The following is a 17,641-nucleotide window of genomic DNA, read 5'->3' on the forward strand; positions in this document are numbered from 1 at the left end:
TTTAAATTAATCTCATCAACCTTATCACGTAATTGCACTAACTCATTATTTGTACTCATTTCTTTTTCCTCCTCAAATTTTAAATGTCTATTCCAATACCACTTCTTTTATCAAGATGTAAGTATGTAAAAAATGAAAACAAAAAGTCCCTACTGAATAAACAGTAGGGACGAATTATATAATCGCGGTACCACCCTAGTTGTGAACAAAAAATCTGTTCACCACCTTCATTTTGTTAACGATCAAAATGACCGTTTCTATTTTCATTAAATAAAAATAGAAATTGCTCCAAGAATGTAATTCAGCATACCTTATGTACTGACTCGCAGCTTCCGTCAGCTCTCTTAAACAGGGAAGTTATGCCTACTGTGCCCTTATCAACGCAATATATTCAATTGTCAAAAGATTCATTAAAAAAGTTATTAATGAGGATTATAAAGCACTTTTAAATAGGCTGTCAATGCATTTTTTTTCTAGAATATGTAACGATTTTAAAAAAGATACATCGCTACCGGAATGGTAGCGCTTACTATTTTCAACATTTTTTTTACACAGCTTACATTTTTTTTATGGTACAGACACACAGAATTTGTACATTACATAAATATATAAATAACAACTAACCTTACCTTCCTTAGGAGTGATTATATGCCTGGTTTATTTACCGCCTTAAGTCTTTTCTTAAAAGAAGTGTTTGTGTTTGTTTCCTATGTTAAAAATAATGCCTTCCCACAACCTCTTTCTCAAGCCGAAGAGACGCTCTATTTAAATCGTATGGCAAATGGAGATGGAGAAGCACGAAATTTATTAATTGAACATAATTTAAGGCTTGTTGCTCACATTGTTAAGAAATTTGAAAATACCGGAGAAGATGCTGAGGATTTAATTTCGATTGGCACAATAGGTTTAATAAAGGCAATTGAGAGCTTTGTTCAAGGTAAAGGAACAAAATTAGCCACATATGCTGCTAGATGTATTGAAAACGAAATACTTATGCATTTACGTGCTTTAAAGAAAACAAAAAAAGATGTCTCCCTTCATGATCCGATAGGTCAGGATAAAGAGGGCAATGAAATTTCACTTTTAGACATATTAAAAACTGAGACAGAAGATGTAGTTGATCAAATTCAACTTAATATGGAATTAGAAAAAATCAAGCAATATATTAAGATTCTAGACGACCGAGAAAAGGATGTAATTATTCAACGCTTTGGTATTGATATGGATAAAGAACTAACTCAACGTGAAATTGCAAAGAAATTAGGAATCTCAAGAAGTTATGTTTCGAGAATTGAAAAACGTGCTTTAATGAAAATGTACCACGAGTTTTTAAGAGCTGAAAAAGAAAAGAAAAAAGATAAAAAATAAGCCACTAAAGATGAATATGACCTCCAATTGTTAGTCTGAACTAACAATTGGAGTGATTCATTTTTAGTGGTTTTATGCTTGCTCTTCTTTTTGCATTTTGCGTTTAAAATAATTGGATGTCAGAAAGAAACCTAATGCAATAATCAGCATTGTAAAAACGATACTCTCGACTATTAATATTTTATGTTGGGTTAATCCGTCCTTTGGAAGGAGAGTCCCGATATAGAAAAAAGTAGCCAATGCTGTTGTTATTGCTCCAAAAGTTTTAAAATCATTAACCTTCGCCTGTAGCTTTTTTAAATTCACGTATACTACACCTTCCCTTCTTGTTGACTTAATAACTTTAACATACTTTATACAAAAAAAGTGAAGGTAATTAAAGGTAGTACATGTAGAGATTAGTAAGTACATTTTGTCAATGAATTAAGTATTGTCTTGCTGATTTAGACTTTTTGATTTTTCACTAAAACTATATTGCTAAAATATAAAATGTAAAAAAGAAGAAAGGAATTATTTATAATCCCTTTCTTCTTTGAATGTTTTCACTATGTCAGCTATAAGTTATTTTAGACCATTCTTAATAAACTCAATTGTACGTTCAGTTTCCTGTTCTTCGTTCCAAAAAGGTGTATTTTCAAGGACGATTGAAGAGATCACTAGACCAATTACTGTTGAGATAATTAGTCTTAGTACAGTCGGTATCGGTAGTTCTTTTATTTGTCCTTTATCGATAAACGATTGTAATACAGTGGCTACTTTAGGGTACATTTTATCTTTAAAGAGTCTTTTTAGCTCTTCTTGCATATCGTCTTGGAATGGCATTTCTTGTATGATTATTTTTACGGCTGCCTTATTTTTCTTAGCAAATTCCATACGATTTTTAATCAGCGCATTAAGAAAATCTTCAAATGTTTCGTACTCTAAATGAAATATTGCTTTAGAAAAACGATCCATTTCAAAAGGAGCAATTGTTTTTACTAAGGTCGGTTTGATAATACTTTTTAATAAATCCTTTTTAGTTTTAAAGTAACGAAAAATAGTACCTTCAGCTACATTTGCTTTTTTTGCGATTTCATTGGTAGATGTACTAACAAAACCTTTTTCTGCAAAAATTTCAATTGCAGCTTCAAGAATTTTTATTTCTTTTTCATTCATTTCTTGTAATTTTTCTTCTGGAAAAAACTCTTCTAATTTAATTGGTAACACTCCTTAAATTGAACGCTGTTTCTTTAATGCTACTATATTTAAAGAAATAAATACGATTGAAAATCCAAGTAGGATCAATAATTGATATAAAACATCAGAAAGCGACTGCCCTTTTATCATAATACCTCTAAGAGCCTCTGCTCCATATGTTAGTGGTAAAATACCCCCGATAAATTTGAACCAATTTGGTAAAAACGCCGTTGAGAAAATACCTGAAAAAAGTATTTGCGGAACTGCAATAACTGGAATAAATTGTACAACTTGAAATTCATTATTTGCATATGCAGATAACAGCATACCAAGTGTAAGAGCAGTTAGAGATAATAAAATATTAACTACGCAGACTTCCCATGCACTTCCTACATTATACATATCTAATACACTGATTGAAAAGACAGTTATAATGATCGATTGGATTAAAGCAAAAAATCCAAAGCCTAAAATATAACCAACAACAATTTCCCATCTTTTAACTGGCGTGACGAGTAATCTTTCAAGTGTTGTTGTTAATCTTTCCCTTACAAATGAAATACCTGATAAGATAAATACAAATAAGAACGAGAAAAATCCAATAAAAATCGGTCCAATTGAATCAAATGATTCCATATTTTTACTACCATAAATTGGGTCCATTACAATTTTAAAATTAGAAGGTGTATTTTCCTTAACTGCTGATTGAATCGCATCCATTACTGCAGTTGTTCTTGCTTTATCTGTCCCTTCAAACTGTACTACTATTTCTCCTGATTTAAATAAGACAGCACCATCAAGATCCATCTTTTTCAATTTATCTTCAATGTCTGAAGGATTTACATTTTTTACTTTTGCATAATCTTTTACTATTTGCTCAAATGCTGGAGGGGCATCTACTAGGGCTAAAGTTGGTTTTGTGTCTTCTTGTTTTAAGATATAAGAAAATAAAAACAATAATACGATAGGAGCAACAAAAATCATTGCAAGGGATCTTCTATCTTTTAAAAATTGTTTTATTATTCGTTTAGAAATAGCAAAGACTCTCATGAGCTCACCTCAGTATTAAAATATAGGTCTTCGATTTTGCCTGTTTTAGATTGCGAGATTAAATTTTCAGTAGTATCTAAAGCGATTAATTCTCCTTCTCTAATTAATCCGATTCGTTCACATTTTTCAGCTTCTTCCATGATATGGGTTGTAATGATGATCGTAGTACCTTGTTTTTTCATTTCAAAAAATTGATTCCAAATTTGCTTTCTTAGTACTGGATCAATTCCAACTGTTGGTTCATCAAGGATTAGTAAAGTAGGTTTATGGAGGATTGATATGGCAAGAGAAAGTCGTTTTTTCATTCCCCCTGAATATTGATTAACTGGCTTGTTTAATGAATCCTCTAACCCAACGATTTGGGCTACTTCTTGAATTCTCGACTTAAGTTCTTTACCTTTTAAATTATATAGGGCACCAAAAAAACTTAAATTATCAGCACCCGTTAAATCGCTGTATAAAGCGTCAGATTGTCCCATATAGCCTATTGACGGAAGGACTGTGAAATTAGGCATTTGGTTATTATAAACTAATACTTCTCCTCTTGAACATTTATCGATCCCTGCAATCAATTTTATTAAAGTTGTTTTACCAGAACCTGATGGACCTAAAATCCCAAATATCTCCCCTTCTTGAATGTTCATTGAAATATTTTTTAGTACAGCTCTTTTTCCAAATAAACGATCAACTTTTTGGATTTGAACAACATAGCTCATTTTATTCCTCCGTTCAAGTCTATATCTTTTCTAGTACAATGAGTGAGTACTCACTTTATACCTTTATCTTAATTTACTTTTTATTGCTAGTCAACAAAAAGTGAGTACTCACTCAATTGTATTTAAACAAAAAAAGAAAGATGCCTATAAGACATCTTTCTTTAAACAATTTATAACGCTTTAATCATTTCCTCAACCATTAATGTTGAATTAACAGCCGCAGTATGAAGGAATTGATCAAATGAAATATTTGATTCTTTACCTGCAATATCTGACAACGCACGTGTTACAACAAATGGTACTTTAAAAGCATAACAAACTTGAGCAATTGCAGCTGCTTCCATCTCTACAGCATACAGATCACCAAATTTCTCTTTTACGAAGTCAACTCTTACTGGATCGTTCATAAATGAATCGCCAGTTACGATTAATCCTTCAACAACTTGGATACCATTAATTTTTTCAGCGCATTTTTTAGCGATAGACTTTAATTTATCATCAGAAGGGAATGCAGCTGGCATACCTGGAACTTGTCCGTATTCATAATTGAATGCTGTAACGTCTACGTCATGATGACGCACTTCAGTTGAGATAACAACGTCGCCAACATTTAAGTCAGTATGAAGTCCGCCTGCAGATCCTGTGTTAATAACAACATCTGGCTGATATTTTTCTAAAAGAATTGCTGTTGCCATTGCTGCATTAACTTTACCAATGCCAGACTTTAATAAAATTACTTCTTTTCCTTCGTATGTACCTATGTTATATTCTGAGCCTGCAACTTCTTCTTTTCTCAGGTTGTCTAATTTATCACGTAATACATGTACTTCTTCTTCCATTGCTCCAATAATAGCTATTTTCATTCTTTCAATTCCCTACTTTCTCTTTCAAACTTTAATCATTTTACCATATAGCGACATATCATTCATCTTTAAGAATACGTACAACAAAAAACACTTTAATTCTTAAAAAGAAGGACCTTTTTTTACCTTATAGGAGCTCGCTTACTATGTGGCGTAAGCATACCGTTGCTCCTGCAGGGACTGAAACTTTATTCTCGCGTTTTAATACTTTAACTCGTTTACTTCTTGTACCAAAATAGGGAGCCAGCCCTCTTTTACAACCCAGTGTAAGTATACGACATATTTATAGCTTAAGTCGTTTGTGGCAACGTATATTTTTATACTTTGCTGATCATATCCTTGACCAATATGCCAAACTGAATAATCTTCTTTTGTTAAAGAAATCGCATTTGATACTGCTTCTTCCATTTCATAAAAGTCCTGAGACCTATGACTATAGTGAACTGTATGAGGCTCAATTTGTCTTGTTTTGTTCGGTGTCCATTCTTTTACAGTCGATTCTATAATATTTTCATCATTTATTGAATCTTTAATAATCTCATTTACTTTTTCACGATATTTCGCTTGATATGGATTCGGTATATCAGTCATTTGCTTTGGTTCTTGAGCAATCGTAGTAATCTTAGCTTTTGCTGTATTAGGCTCGATCTTTTGTTGGTTGACAATCGGTAAAGTTATTTTTATCCCTAAATAGATGATCCCAAAAAGAAGTGGAATAAGTAGTATTCTGTAAAAATAATTTCCTCTTCGTACTCGTCTTAATTTTTGGACCCTTTTGTTTGGTTCAATCGAAGACATTGACAAAATCCTCCAAAAACAACTAATTTTTCCCTATTTTAACATAGAGTTAATTAATTAAAAATAGCTATTTTGTGTGGTTTTTATCAAAGTTATATATTGATTTTATTAAACTTGTCACAGTGTCAGAGGTAGATGTAACTTCGTTTGAAACATTTAAACTAACTACTGCAAATGCATACCTGGGCTTATCATATGGAAAATAACCTGCAAACCATTTGTTTTGTTCAACAATTTTACCATCTACTACTTTTGTTTCAGCTGTACCACTTTTCCCTGCTAAAGAATAAGGCAAACTAGTATAGCGATTTCCCGTTCCTTTTGCATCTGTCACTACACCTCGAAGTAACTCTCTTAATTGTTGCATCGAATCTGGAGCTAGATAATCATCTACTAATGTCTGTTCTGGGAATTTAAACATTTCTGTACCATTTTTATATAATACAGAATCTACTACTTTTACTTGTTTTGGGCTACCACCTCGTGCAATAGTAGCCATCATATTAGCTACGGCTAAAGGGGATACTTTTACATCCTGTTGCCCAATGGAACTATTTAAGAGCTTATCACTTAAATAGTTTCCTACAAAATAAGTTGGTTTCCCTTCATTTTGAAATTGACTAAAATTAGACTCATGATAGACAGATCCTGTCCATCCTACTGGACCATCTAATCCTAGCTTTTTGGCATATGCTTGAAACATATCTTTATTTTTTAAAGTTAATTGCTTACCTAATTGGCCAAATGTGTAATTACAACTTTCATAGAAACTTTGTTGAAAATTTAAATTACCTTTTCGCTTTTTCTCTTCATCTTCGTATTTACCGACTAGATTATTATTACAATTATACATTTGATTTTCTTTCACAATTCCTTGATCTATTGCGGCAGCCGCTACAACTGTTTTAAAGACTGAACCAGGTGTACTAGCTAATAGTGCATAATTAGTCGCTGTATTATCATTCGAAGAATATAAATTTTGGAAATTCATATTTGGCCGGCTAACCATTGCTAATAAATTGTTAGTCTTTACGTCAATTAGCACTGCTGCACCTTTTTGAAGTTTAGCTTGGTCTATAGCTTGTTCTAATATTTGTTGTAAATCTTTATCTAATGTAGTTGAAAGGGAAACTGGATAAAATGGATTACTAGGTTTTGCGTATTTTACTTCATTTCCAAACATCGGTTTACCTAAATTATCTACGTGAAGCATTAAATTAGATGTACCATCAGATTTTAAGAAATCTTCAAACTGAGCTTCTAAACCAATTACTCCAAATTCTTTAGGCTTATAATCTCGATCACTTTCATACTGTTTTTCATATTGTTCTTTATTTTCTCTAGCTATTCCAATTAGGTGTTCTGCCAATTGTTTATCGTCTTTATCTTGAGACAACATGGAAATTAATCCAGAAACATGTAAATTATTTATTTCATCAATTTTTTCCGATGTTAAAGTTTTTGTCATTCCTTCTAATGTAAAAGGTTCTTTTTTACCATTAAACTGATTTTTAATTTTTGCAACCGGTACTCCTGTAATCGATGATAATTTATCAATCGGCCAATCGATTGTTTTTAAAAAGGGAAATAAAATAACTTTTGGAGTGTAAGCTGCACTTAATAATTTTCCATTTCGGTCAAGTATTTGTCCACGTCCATTATCAATCCGAAACTGAAATGTTCTTTGAGCAACACTTCGTTCGATTAAATTTACCTTTTGTGGGCCAAAATTCTTTTGATGAAGTACACTAATATCTAAACATCTGTATACGATTAACGAAAATAGTAACGAAATAATAATTAATATGGCTTTTATCCGTCTATGCATATAAAAAACACCTCATCTACAGTGTAGACGGGGTGTTCTTTTTTCAAACAATTAAATTGTTAAACAAATCAAATTATTTAACAGCAATAATTCTTACTTGCATATCTCCACCTGGAGTATTAACTGTCACTTCTTCACCAACAGTTTTGCCTAATAAGCTTTTTGCGATTGGAGAATCATTTGAAATTTTACCTTCAAATGGATCAGCCTCAGCACTACCTACAATTGTGTAAGTTTCTTCGTCACCAGCTGGTAATTCTAAGAAAGTTACAGATTTACCTAAAGTTACTGTATCTGAAGCATCATTATTTTCAGTAATAATTTCAGCATTACGGATCATATTTTCTAAAGTTGTAATACGACCTTCAACAAATGCTTGTTCATCTTTTGCAGCATCGTATTCAGAGTTCTCTGAAAGGTCACCAAAGCTACGAGCAATTTTAATACGCTCTACTACTTCAGCACGCTTTACTGTTTTTAAATTTTCTAATTCTTGTTCTAATTTTTGTTTCCCAGCTAAAGTCATAGGGAATTTTTTTTCGTTAGCCATTTTGTACACTCCTTTTAGTATCCACCGTTTCTTTTATGTAAAACTTCTAAATATATGTTTATACAATGTAGTTGTACAAACAGTGTATGAGAATAATTAATGAAACATTCAACTTATGAAAACGCATTCTTTTATATAGAAAGATGAAGAAGTAAGTGCTTCTCCATCTTTCCAAAATTATATTTAGGAATTATTCTCTTATATGAACGTATTATAATACACTTACTCTTTCAAGTATAGTCTGAATTTTTGTAGCCATTAAATCAATAGCCACAAAGTTCTGACCGCCTTCTGGTATGATAATATCTGCGAATTTCTTAGATGGTTCACAGAATTGATTATGCATAGGGCGTACAACATTTACATATTGATCTACCACAGAATCGACTGTTCTTCCACGTTCTTTTATATCTCGTTGTATTCGACGAAGAATTCGTAAGTCAGCATCCGTATCTACAAATATTTTTATATCCATTAAGTCACGTAAACGCTCGTCTTCTAATACTAGAATACCTTCTAAAATAATTACTTCTTTTGGTTCTACAGGGATTGTTTCTGAAGATCTTGTATGAATTGTATAGTCATATACAGGTTTTTCAATTGCTTTGTATTGCAATAAATCTTTTATATGCTCAATAAACAAATCATTATCAAATGCTAATGGATGGTCATAATTTGTTTTCAATCTTTCTTCCATTGGTAAATGCGTTTGATCTCTATAATAAGAATCTTGCTGAATCATTAAAATTGAATGACCTTTAAATTGATCATAGATTGCTTTTGTTACAGAAGTTTTACCAGAGCCAGTCCCTCCAGCAATTCCAATTACAATGGGCTTATTCCCCATACTTCAATCCCTCTTTCTTATCAAACTAACTTTTTTCTCATCATGTTGTAAGGATAAACTTTTTGATCCACTTTAATTTTTACAATTTCTAATGGATGTCTTGCAGCGTCTACTTCTGTTCCTTCTTCATTAACAATTACACCAACTGTTTGTTTGAAGTTTTCCATTTCAGGTCCAAAGAATTCAATTTGGTCACCTGGTTTGAAGTAGTTACGTTGTTGGATTGTTGCGATACCAGTTTCATCATCATAGTCTAATACAAGACCTGCAAAATCATACGTTGTTTTTTTGCTATGATTTCCATACATTTGCTCTTTCATTCCTGGGAACCCTTCAAAGAATGAAGAAGCAGTGTCACGATTCGCACATTTATCTAGTTCTTCAACCCATTCTTCTCTAAATTCAAAGTTTTCTGGGTCAGCACAATATGCATCAATTATTTTACGATAAACTGATACTACTGTTGCTACGTAATGAATTGATTTCATACGTCCTTCAATTTTTAAACTATCTACACCCATTTCAATAAATTTAGGAATTGAACGTAATAAATTTAAATCTTTCGGGCTCATTGCAAATGGAGCATCTTCTTCAGCAAATAAAGCATTTTCTGAAGCATCCGGATTTTGAGACTCAGTTTGAACTAAATCGTAATCCCAACGACATGATTGACAGCATCCACCACGGTTTGAATCACGTGCAGTCATATGATTACTCAACGTACAACGGCCAGAATAAGCAATACACATTGCTCCATGAATAAATGTTTCAATTTCAACGTCTACTTTTTCTTTGATTTCTCTTATTTCTTCATAGCTCGTCTCACGTGCTAATACTAATCGATGTAATCCTTCTTCTTTCCAGTACTGTGCAGCACGATAATTTGATAACGATTGTTGTGTACTTAAATGTACCTCTAATTTAGGTGCAGCTTCTTTACATGTTTCAATAATATATGGGTCAGCTACAATAATACCTGTAACTCCTGCAGCTTCAATGCCTTGTAAATACTCAACTAATCCGTCCATGTTTTCGTTATGAGCAAATATATTTGTTGTTACATAAATTTTCGCATTAAATTTGTTTGCAAACTCTACACCTTCAGCCATTTCTTCAATAGAGAAGTTATCTGCATTCGAACGTAAACCAAACTCTCTACCACCAATAAATACAGCATCTGCGCCATATCTTACTGCAATTTTTAATTTTTCTAAATTACCAGCTGGTGCTAATAGTTCAGGTTTCTTCACGATTACACGTTTGCCATCAACTATTTTATCTAATTGTCCAATTGCCATTATTAGTCCTCCTCTTTAATACAGGTAAGGTACAAGGTTCTAGTTCTAGAATTCCCTGGCTTTCCTGCTTTTCCATCATAAATCTTACCTCTATTAATAAACTGTTTCTTTAAAGAAGAATCCTGTGTCCAGTGGTCTATTTACAGGTTGGATTGCTTCGATTTTGTCGAAAAGTTCGTCTTTGATTTCTTCGTAAGCTTCACGGTCTTCTACACATAGGTCTATAGCTTGTCTGTATAGTTTTGTTACTTCAATGATATACTCTGAAGATTTTAAGACACCATCAATTTTGAATGAATCAATACCTGCATCAACTAATTCTTCTAACTCGTTAACGATACAAATATCATTTGGACTCATAATATGAGTTCCATTTTGATCTTCAAAAATTGGATATTTATTATTACGCTCGTGGTCAACTAAGAACATATTTTCTTCATATTTCTTTTGCTCAACGATTTCTAAATTCTTTCCTTGGTATTCAAAATAGTTACCAACAAGTGAACGTTTTGATTGGAACATAGCAGTCATTCCATGTACTTGTACTTCGATTTCTACTTTAGCATTTTCTTTAATTTCAGCGACAGCTTCAAAACTTAATTCTCTAGCTAATACCGCACGTTTTGATCCACGTTTACCCCAGTAATTACAAGTAAACCAGTTTGTAGCCGTTGTTTCTGTATTCCAATGTAATTGCATATTAGGTGCAATCGCACGTACTGACATAAGAACAGCAGGATCTCCGAATACAATTGCATCCACATTTGCATCTCTTAAAAAAGCAATATAATCTTCAATTTCATCAAGAATTTCATTATGGTAAACGCCATTCATCGCTACATATACTTTTACATTTTTTTTATGTGCAATTTCTACTGCTTCTTTTACAGCTTCACGACTAAATTCGCCCGCTAAGCGTAATCCAAAACGTTGTTCACCAATAATAACTGCGTCTGCACCAGCATCAGCTAATTTATCTATATCATTTAGGTTAGTTGGCGTAACTAATAATTCAGGCTTAATCATTATTAACTCCCCTTTTCTTACTAATAGCAACTCCATCACCAATTGGTATAATTGTCGAATCATACTTAGGGTGATTCATTAGCCATTCATTGTAATTTTGAATCTTTTTTATTAAAGCTTTCTTTCGTCGGTCATCAACTAAATCCGCACTTTCAGCAACTTGGCCTTTAAATAAAACATTATCTGAAATGATAACACCTCTGTCCGATAACAAAGGCTCATATAATTCAAAAAATCGTTTATACTGAGCTTTAGCTGCGTCGATAAAAATAACATCAAATTGTCTGTTCTCAGGCAACTTTTCTTTTAAAAGTAAAGCATCACCTTCTAAAAGTAAAATTCGATTACTGTAATCACTTCGCTCAATAAACTCTTTTGCTTTTCGAATTCTCTCTGCATTTCGCTCCATTGTAACAATCTTCACATTTGGAAACTCTTTTGCCATTCGAATACTTGAATAACCTATCGCACTACCAATTTCAAGAATGGAAGTTGGCTGTATTAAATAAAGTAAACCAAGCATAAATTCCATGCCTGCTTTATCCATTATCGGCACATGATGCTCCAATGCATATGTTTCCATTTCTTCTATAAAAGGTTCTCTATGTTTATAAAAATTCGCCAAGTATTGACGAACTAAAACGTCATTCATTGCTTATAAAGCCTCCAATAGAAATACAACCTTGTCTTAAAACAAGGTGTAAGTAAAATTTCTGTGTATCTGAATTTTTTTAGACCCGTAATATTCTAACATAAAAAAAAGACCCTTGGCTAGTACCAAGAATAGTTACAACGCTTTCACTATTTTTTAATTTACAAAATTCCTCAGTAGACTATTTATACTACTGAGGAATTTAATATTTTCACTTTAAAAAAAGTTATAAATTGGCAGCAAGGTAGAGTACTCGACGTGGTTGCCAATTTTAGGAATAAAGTATAAGTGCAACTACGCCTCTGTCTTCGCCTATAAGACTTTTCACTCGACGAGTTTTCTATAATATACAAGTATTTCCAACTTTTTATTTTATATGCTTTTCTTTTTCTGTATTGTGCTCTGCTAACGATTTTGTAAAGATTACTTTTCCTGTTTTATCAGCAAGGAAATATAAATAATCTGATTTGGCAGGCTCAAGTGCAGCTACAATACTATCAACGCCAGCACTTGCGATTGGTCCTACCGGTAACCCTTTAACATAATAAGTATTATAAGGAGATTTAACTTCTAAATCTTTATATAATACACGTTCTTTATGTTTACCCAGTGCATACAAAACTGTTGGATCCGTTTGTAATGGCATTCCAACTTTAAGTCGATTATAAAATACACTTGAAATTAACTTTCGATCGGTTGTACCAGTTGCTTCTTCCTCAATTAACGAGGCCATTGTTAATGTCTGATGAGGCGTAAGTTTTTTGTTACTCATTTCTGCTTTATATTGGTCCAAAATTTTCACTGTTTCATTTAGCATAGGAGTGATAATTTCTTCTAAGCTCGGAGTAAAATCCCCATACATATAAGTTGAAGGATATAAGTACCCTTCTAACGGATAGCGAATTCCAGGTTTAAAAACATCATTCGTTATTAATTGAGGAAACTTTTTTTGTAGCCCCTGAATAAATGCTTTATCATTCAACTGTTTTAGTACAGCTGCTTGATCTAATTTAAATTCTTTTGCGATAATCGCTGCGATTTCGTTTAATTGAGAACCTTCAGGAATCATTAAATCCTTTACAGCAACTTGATATTTACCACCTACCTGTAAATGATTTACAATCGTTGCAACCCCTTGGTTTTCGCTAAATTGATAATTCCCTGATTTTAGACTAGCGTTGTTATGCAACTTCACATATAGTTTAAAAATTGATGTATTTTTTATTAAGTTTTTCTTTTTAAAAATTGCTGCAATATTATCAACAGAACTTCCTTCAGGAATTGTTACCAATTTAATTTGTTTATTTGCTGAATTAACAGGTTTTAACATATATTTATAAGTTGCAAAACCCGCACCAACTATGACAATACAAGCAATAAGTAAATATGTAAAAATAAGCATACCTCTGCTTTTTTTATTTGTATTCTTGTATCCATTTTTATCAAAATCATTAAATGACAAACTTATCTACCTCCTTTTCCACGTTATAGTATACTACAAATATGTGCTAAATCGGCAATTTTCTACATAAAAAAAATGCTAAACACTTTTATAAGCGCTTAGCATTTTTAAATCCAGAGATATTATTCTCCTTCTTCTTCGTCAAAGAAAGTGTTTAATACTTCTTCAACCATTTCCCACTCTTCGTCAGATTCGATTGGATATAACTCTCCATCTTCACCATCTTCTGCAGGAATGAAGCTAGATGCATGGTAGATTGGGTCTCCATCTTCATCAAACTCTTGTCCAACTGGACTATAAATTACGTATGATTTACCATAATCATCTGATTCAAAAGTCATGATAATATTACAAAGAATCTCATTACCTTCCTCATCGATGATTGTAATTTGTCTGTCTTCACCGTGTTCCATTTATATCACCTCAATTATTTATCCTTTTATGTATAAGTGAATAGTTGGAGGGGCCGCCCAATTAGTTAGATAATACACTTATTGTCGGCCAGGCTCCATTCTTCTTTATCACTTTATACTATCTAAGTAGTTTTGTAAAATAACTACTGCAGCCATTTTATCGATAACTTGTTTTCTTTTCTTACGACTTACGTCAGCAGAGATTAGAAAACGTTCGGCAGCCATTGTTGAAAGTCTTTCATCCCATAGTATAACCGGAAGATTGAATTCTTCTTCAATCATTTTTCCAAAACGCGTACAAGCTTCACCGCGTTCTCCAATACTTCCGTTCATATTTTTAGGTAAGCCTACAACTATTTTTTCGACTTCGTAGCTGTCGATGATTTCTTTTAGTCGGTCTAGTCCAAATTTCTGACGTTCTTCATCAATCTTGACTGTCTCAATACCTTGAGCTGTCCAACCAAGAGCATCACTTACAGCTACACCAATTGTTTTAGTACCTACATCTAGCCCAAGTGCTCTCATTAATTATTCTCCACGATGTTGTTGTAAGTAAGATTTAACTAATTCCTCAATGATTTCATCACGTTCTAATTTTTTCATCATACTTCTTGCGTCATTGTGACGAGGAATGTATGCAGGATCACCTGATAATAAGTATCCTACTATTTGATTGATTGGATTATAGCCTTTTTCTTGTAACGCGTCATGAACCTTTAACAAAACTTCATTAACTCGTATATCTTGACCTTCATCTTGCAAACTAAACTTCATCGTTTTATCAAATGAATCCATACAAAGCACCCCACTTATCCGTATATTTTTAGCTAATTACATTGTACCATTTTTATTACGCAGTTACGAATCAGCTAAAAATTTTTATATCTGTTATTGTACACGATTTTTGTATTATTTTGAAATCGTGTTCATCCATTTTTCAACAAAAGCAACAGCCTCGTCTAATTTCGAAGGATCTTTACCGCCAGCTTGAGCCATATCAGGACGGCCTCCGCCTCCTCCGCCACAAATTGAAGCAGCTTCTTTTATTAGATTTCCTGCATGATATCCTTGACCTACTAAATCTTTTGTAACGCCAGCAATTAAGTTTACTTTACCTTCATTAGCAGAACCAAGTAATACAACAACAGAACCAATTTTATTTTTAAGGTCATCAACCATTGTGCGAAGACTATTCATATCTGCTCCATTTACTTTAGCAGCAACGAATTTTACTCCATTTACTTCTTTCACGTTATTACTAATATTTCCTGCTTCAATATTGCTTAATTTTGAAGAAAGTGATTCATTCTCTTTTTGTACTTGTTTTAAATCTGATTGTAAAGTTTCAATACGAGCAACAACGTCTTTCGTATTTGATTTTAATAGGCTAGCTGCCTCTTTTAGTTGACCAATTTGTTCTTGCATATATTCGTAAGCTGATTTGCCAGTTACTGCTTCAATACGGCGCGTACCAGCTCCAATACCTGACTCAGAAATTATTTTAAATGTACCGATTGATGCTGTGTTATCAACATGACATCCACCACATAGCTCAAGACTATAATCTCCAACTTGTACTACTCGTACTACATCACCATATTTTTCACCGAATAATGCCATTGCTCCCATTGCTTTTGCTTCAGCAATTGCTTTTTCCGAAATTTGAACTGGAATGCTTTCCCAAATTTTTTCATTCACAATTTTTTCAATTATTTCAAGTTCTTCAGACGTTACTTGACCGAAATGTGAGAAGTCAAAACGTAAGCGTTCTTGGTTTACTAATGAACCAGCTTGATTTACATGAGTTCCAAGTACGTCCTTTAATGCTTGGTGTAATAAATGAGTAGCTGTGTGGTTCTTTACAATACTCGAACGGTTAGCTTTATTAATTGTTGATTCAACTTTAGCACCAACTGATAACGCACCTTCAACAACCTTCACTCGATGTAAATTTTGCCCGTTTGGAGCTTTTTGAACATCAAGAACTTCTACTTTTAAACCAGGAGCAGTTAACGTTCCACGGTCTGCAATTTGACCTCCACTTTCAGCGTAGAAAGGAGTTACATCAAGAATTAAATGAGCTTCTTCGCCATTTGCTACATCTTCAACTCGCTCTCCGTCTTGTACTAGAACAAGAACTGTAGATTCTATCGAACCTTTGCTATAACCGACAAAAGTTGAAGTTTCCTTGATTTCACGAAGTGCTTCACTTTGTACCTGCATTGAGTCAACATCTTGTCTTGCAGAACGAGCACGCTCACGTTGTTTTTCCATTTCAACTTCGAAACCGTCATGATCAACTGTTAATCCTTCTTCTTCTGCATATTCTTCTGTTAATTCAATCGGGAATCCATATGTGTCATAAAGACGGAAAACATCTTCACCTTTAATAACAGAACTTCCTTTTGCTTTTGCATCCTTCATTACATTTGTAAGAAGGGATAATCCTTCATGTAATGTTTCATGGAAACGCTCTTCCTCATTTTTAATTACTTTTTGAATGAACGGTACCTTTTCTTTTACATTTGGATAGTAGCTTTCCATGATTTCAGCAACAACTGGAACAAGTTCAAACATAAATGGACGTTCAATACCTAGTTTTTTAGCAAAACGAACTGCACGACGGATTAATCGACGTAATACATATCCACGACCTTCATTTGAAGGAAGAGCGCCATCTGCAACAGCAAAAGACACTGTACGTATATGGTCAGCAATTACTTTAAAAGCAGTATCTTGATCTAATTGTCCATTTCGATATTTTTGACCAGAGATTGTTTCAACAACATTGATAATTGGCATAAATAAATCAGTGTCAAAGTTTGTGTCTACTTCTTGTAGTACACTTGCCATACGCTCTAAGCCCATTCCAGTATCAATGTTTTTGTTTGGTAATTCTGGGTATTCTTTGCGGTCTAAACCATCTTTTGAATTAAATTGAGAGAATACAATATTCCAAATTTCTAAATATCGATCATTTTCTAAATCCTCTTTTAATAATTTAATTCCAATGTTTTCTGGATCATATTTTGTTCCACGATCATAGAAAATCTCTGTACATGGTCCACATGGTCCTTCACCAATTTCCCAGAAGTTACCTTCTAACAGGATAATATGCTCAGGATTTAATCCTAATTTAATCCATAAATCATACGTTTCTTTATCTTCAGGATAAACAGTAACGTATAACTTATCTTTTTCAAAACCAAACCATTCAGATGAAGTTAAAAGCTCCCAACCCCATGTTACAGCTTCTTCACGGAAATAATCCCCGATTGAGAAATTACCTAACATTTCAAAAAATGTATGGTGACGAGCTGTTTTTCCAACATTCTCAATATCATTTGTTCGAATTGATTTTTGTGAATTTGTTATCCTTGGATTCTCTGGAATTACTCGACCATCAAAATATTTTTTTAATGTCGCTACACCACTATTAATCCATAATAAAGTTGGATCTTCTACTGGTACTAGAGATGCACTTGGCTCAATCGAATGACCTTTTTCTTTAAAGAAGTCTAAGTACATTTGACGAATTTGAGCAGCAGTTAGCTTTTTCATTATATTAACCTCCATTTAGTAAATTTATAATGT

The 17,641-nt window shown here is 33.0% G+C and carries 18 protein-coding genes and 1 other annotated feature; of the genes, 1 reads left to right on the plus strand and 17 read right to left on the minus strand.

Features of this window, described 5'->3' with window-relative positions:
* Positions 1 to 162 precede the first annotated feature (162 nt).
* Positions 163 to 390 (minus strand) — a binding site (T-box leader).
* Positions 391 to 648: 258 nt separating this feature from the next.
* The gene (sigK, locus tag COJ46_RS19895; protein WP_069035122.1) at positions 649 to 1,368 is read left to right on the plus strand and encodes an RNA polymerase sporulation sigma factor SigK; all 720 of its coding nucleotides are present in this window, start codon (positions 649 to 651) and stop codon (positions 1,366 to 1,368) included.
* A 72-nt stretch (positions 1,369 to 1,440) separates the two neighbouring features.
* On the opposite strand, the gene COJ46_RS19900 is transcribed toward sigK, so the two are convergent.
* The 17 genes from COJ46_RS19900 to alaS form a co-directional block, all read right to left on the minus strand.
* The gene (locus COJ46_RS19900) at positions 1,441 to 1,674 is read right to left on the minus strand and encodes a YrhC family protein (RefSeq protein WP_176522677.1); all 234 of its coding nucleotides are present in this window, start codon (positions 1,672 to 1,674) and stop codon (positions 1,441 to 1,443) included.
* Between the two features lie 255 nt (positions 1,675 to 1,929).
* On the minus strand, positions 1,930 to 2,574 hold the full coding sequence (locus tag COJ46_RS19905) for a TetR/AcrR family transcriptional regulator (RefSeq protein WP_097979011.1): 645 nt from the start codon (positions 2,572 to 2,574) through the stop codon (positions 1,930 to 1,932).
* A 3-nt stretch (positions 2,575 to 2,577) separates the two neighbouring features.
* A complete protein-coding gene (locus COJ46_RS19910) occupies positions 2,578 to 3,594 on the minus strand; it encodes an ABC transporter permease (protein ID WP_097979012.1) in 1,017 nt (338 codons plus the stop codon).
* Positions 3,591 to 4,310, minus strand: coding sequence for an ABC transporter ATP-binding protein (locus tag COJ46_RS19915; protein ID WP_097979013.1), 720 nt, complete (start codon positions 4,308 to 4,310; stop codon positions 3,591 to 3,593). Before COJ46_RS19915 ends, COJ46_RS19910 begins: the two co-directional genes overlap by 4 nt.
* 170 nt (positions 4,311 to 4,480) lie before the next feature.
* Complete coding sequence (gene mtnN / locus COJ46_RS19920) at positions 4,481 to 5,173, minus strand: 5'-methylthioadenosine/S-adenosylhomocysteine nucleosidase (protein ID WP_097979014.1); 693 nt, start codon at positions 5,171 to 5,173, stop codon at positions 4,481 to 4,483.
* 201 nt (positions 5,174 to 5,374) lie between these two features.
* A complete protein-coding gene (locus tag COJ46_RS19925; RefSeq protein ID WP_097979015.1) occupies positions 5,375 to 5,971 on the minus strand; it encodes a YrrS family protein in 597 nt (198 codons plus the stop codon).
* Between the two features lie 67 nt (positions 5,972 to 6,038).
* Positions 6,039 to 7,799, minus strand: coding sequence for a peptidoglycan D,D-transpeptidase FtsI family protein (locus COJ46_RS19930; RefSeq protein WP_098566217.1), 1,761 nt, complete (start codon positions 7,797 to 7,799; stop codon positions 6,039 to 6,041).
* 73 nt (positions 7,800 to 7,872) lie between these two features.
* Positions 7,873 to 8,349: a transcription elongation factor GreA gene (greA, locus tag COJ46_RS19935; RefSeq protein ID WP_097979017.1), complete on the minus strand. Its 477-nt coding sequence runs from the start codon at positions 8,347 to 8,349 to the stop codon at positions 7,873 to 7,875.
* Between the two features lie 211 nt (positions 8,350 to 8,560).
* Positions 8,561 to 9,196, minus strand: coding sequence for a uridine kinase (gene udk, locus COJ46_RS19940; protein WP_056472723.1), 636 nt, complete (start codon positions 9,194 to 9,196; stop codon positions 8,561 to 8,563).
* Positions 9,197 to 9,216: 20 nt separating this feature from the next.
* Positions 9,217 to 10,494: a peptidase U32 family protein gene (locus COJ46_RS19945; protein ID WP_097979018.1), complete on the minus strand. Its 1,278-nt coding sequence runs from the start codon at positions 10,492 to 10,494 to the stop codon at positions 9,217 to 9,219.
* 93 nt (positions 10,495 to 10,587) lie between these two features.
* Complete coding sequence (locus tag COJ46_RS19950; RefSeq protein ID WP_098566218.1) at positions 10,588 to 11,520, minus strand: peptidase U32 family protein; 933 nt, start codon at positions 11,518 to 11,520, stop codon at positions 10,588 to 10,590.
* Positions 11,513 to 12,172, minus strand: a complete 660-nt coding sequence (locus COJ46_RS19955; protein WP_097979020.1) for an O-methyltransferase — start codon at positions 12,170 to 12,172, stop codon at positions 11,513 to 11,515. Before COJ46_RS19955 ends, COJ46_RS19950 begins: the two co-directional genes overlap by 8 nt.
* 367 nt (positions 12,173 to 12,539) lie before the next feature.
* A complete protein-coding gene (gene mltG, locus COJ46_RS19960; RefSeq protein WP_286133684.1) occupies positions 12,540 to 13,634 on the minus strand; it encodes an endolytic transglycosylase MltG in 1,095 nt (364 codons plus the stop codon).
* Positions 13,635 to 13,756: 122 nt separating this feature from the next.
* Positions 13,757 to 14,047 (minus strand): DUF1292 domain-containing protein, encoded by a 291-nt coding sequence (locus COJ46_RS19965; RefSeq protein ID WP_056472710.1) that lies wholly within the window; start codon positions 14,045 to 14,047, stop codon positions 13,757 to 13,759.
* A 108-nt stretch (positions 14,048 to 14,155) separates the two neighbouring features.
* Positions 14,156 to 14,572 carry a Holliday junction resolvase RuvX gene (gene ruvX, locus COJ46_RS19970; RefSeq protein ID WP_097979021.1) on the minus strand — a complete coding sequence of 139 codons (417 nt, stop codon included), beginning with the start codon at positions 14,570 to 14,572 and terminating at the stop codon, positions 14,156 to 14,158.
* Positions 14,573 to 14,575: 3 nt separating this feature from the next.
* Positions 14,576 to 14,842 (minus strand): IreB family regulatory phosphoprotein, encoded by a 267-nt coding sequence (locus COJ46_RS19975; RefSeq protein WP_056472706.1) that lies wholly within the window; start codon positions 14,840 to 14,842, stop codon positions 14,576 to 14,578.
* A gap of 114 nt (positions 14,843 to 14,956) precedes the next feature.
* Complete coding sequence (alaS, locus tag COJ46_RS19980; protein ID WP_097979022.1) at positions 14,957 to 17,608, minus strand: alanine--tRNA ligase; 2,652 nt, start codon at positions 17,606 to 17,608, stop codon at positions 14,957 to 14,959.
* Between the last annotated feature and the right edge of the window lie 33 nt (positions 17,609 to 17,641).

This window comes from Bacillus sp. AFS077874, assembly GCF_002566505.1.
Classification (GTDB): domain Bacteria; phylum Bacillota; class Bacilli; order Bacillales; family Bacillaceae_G; genus Gottfriedia.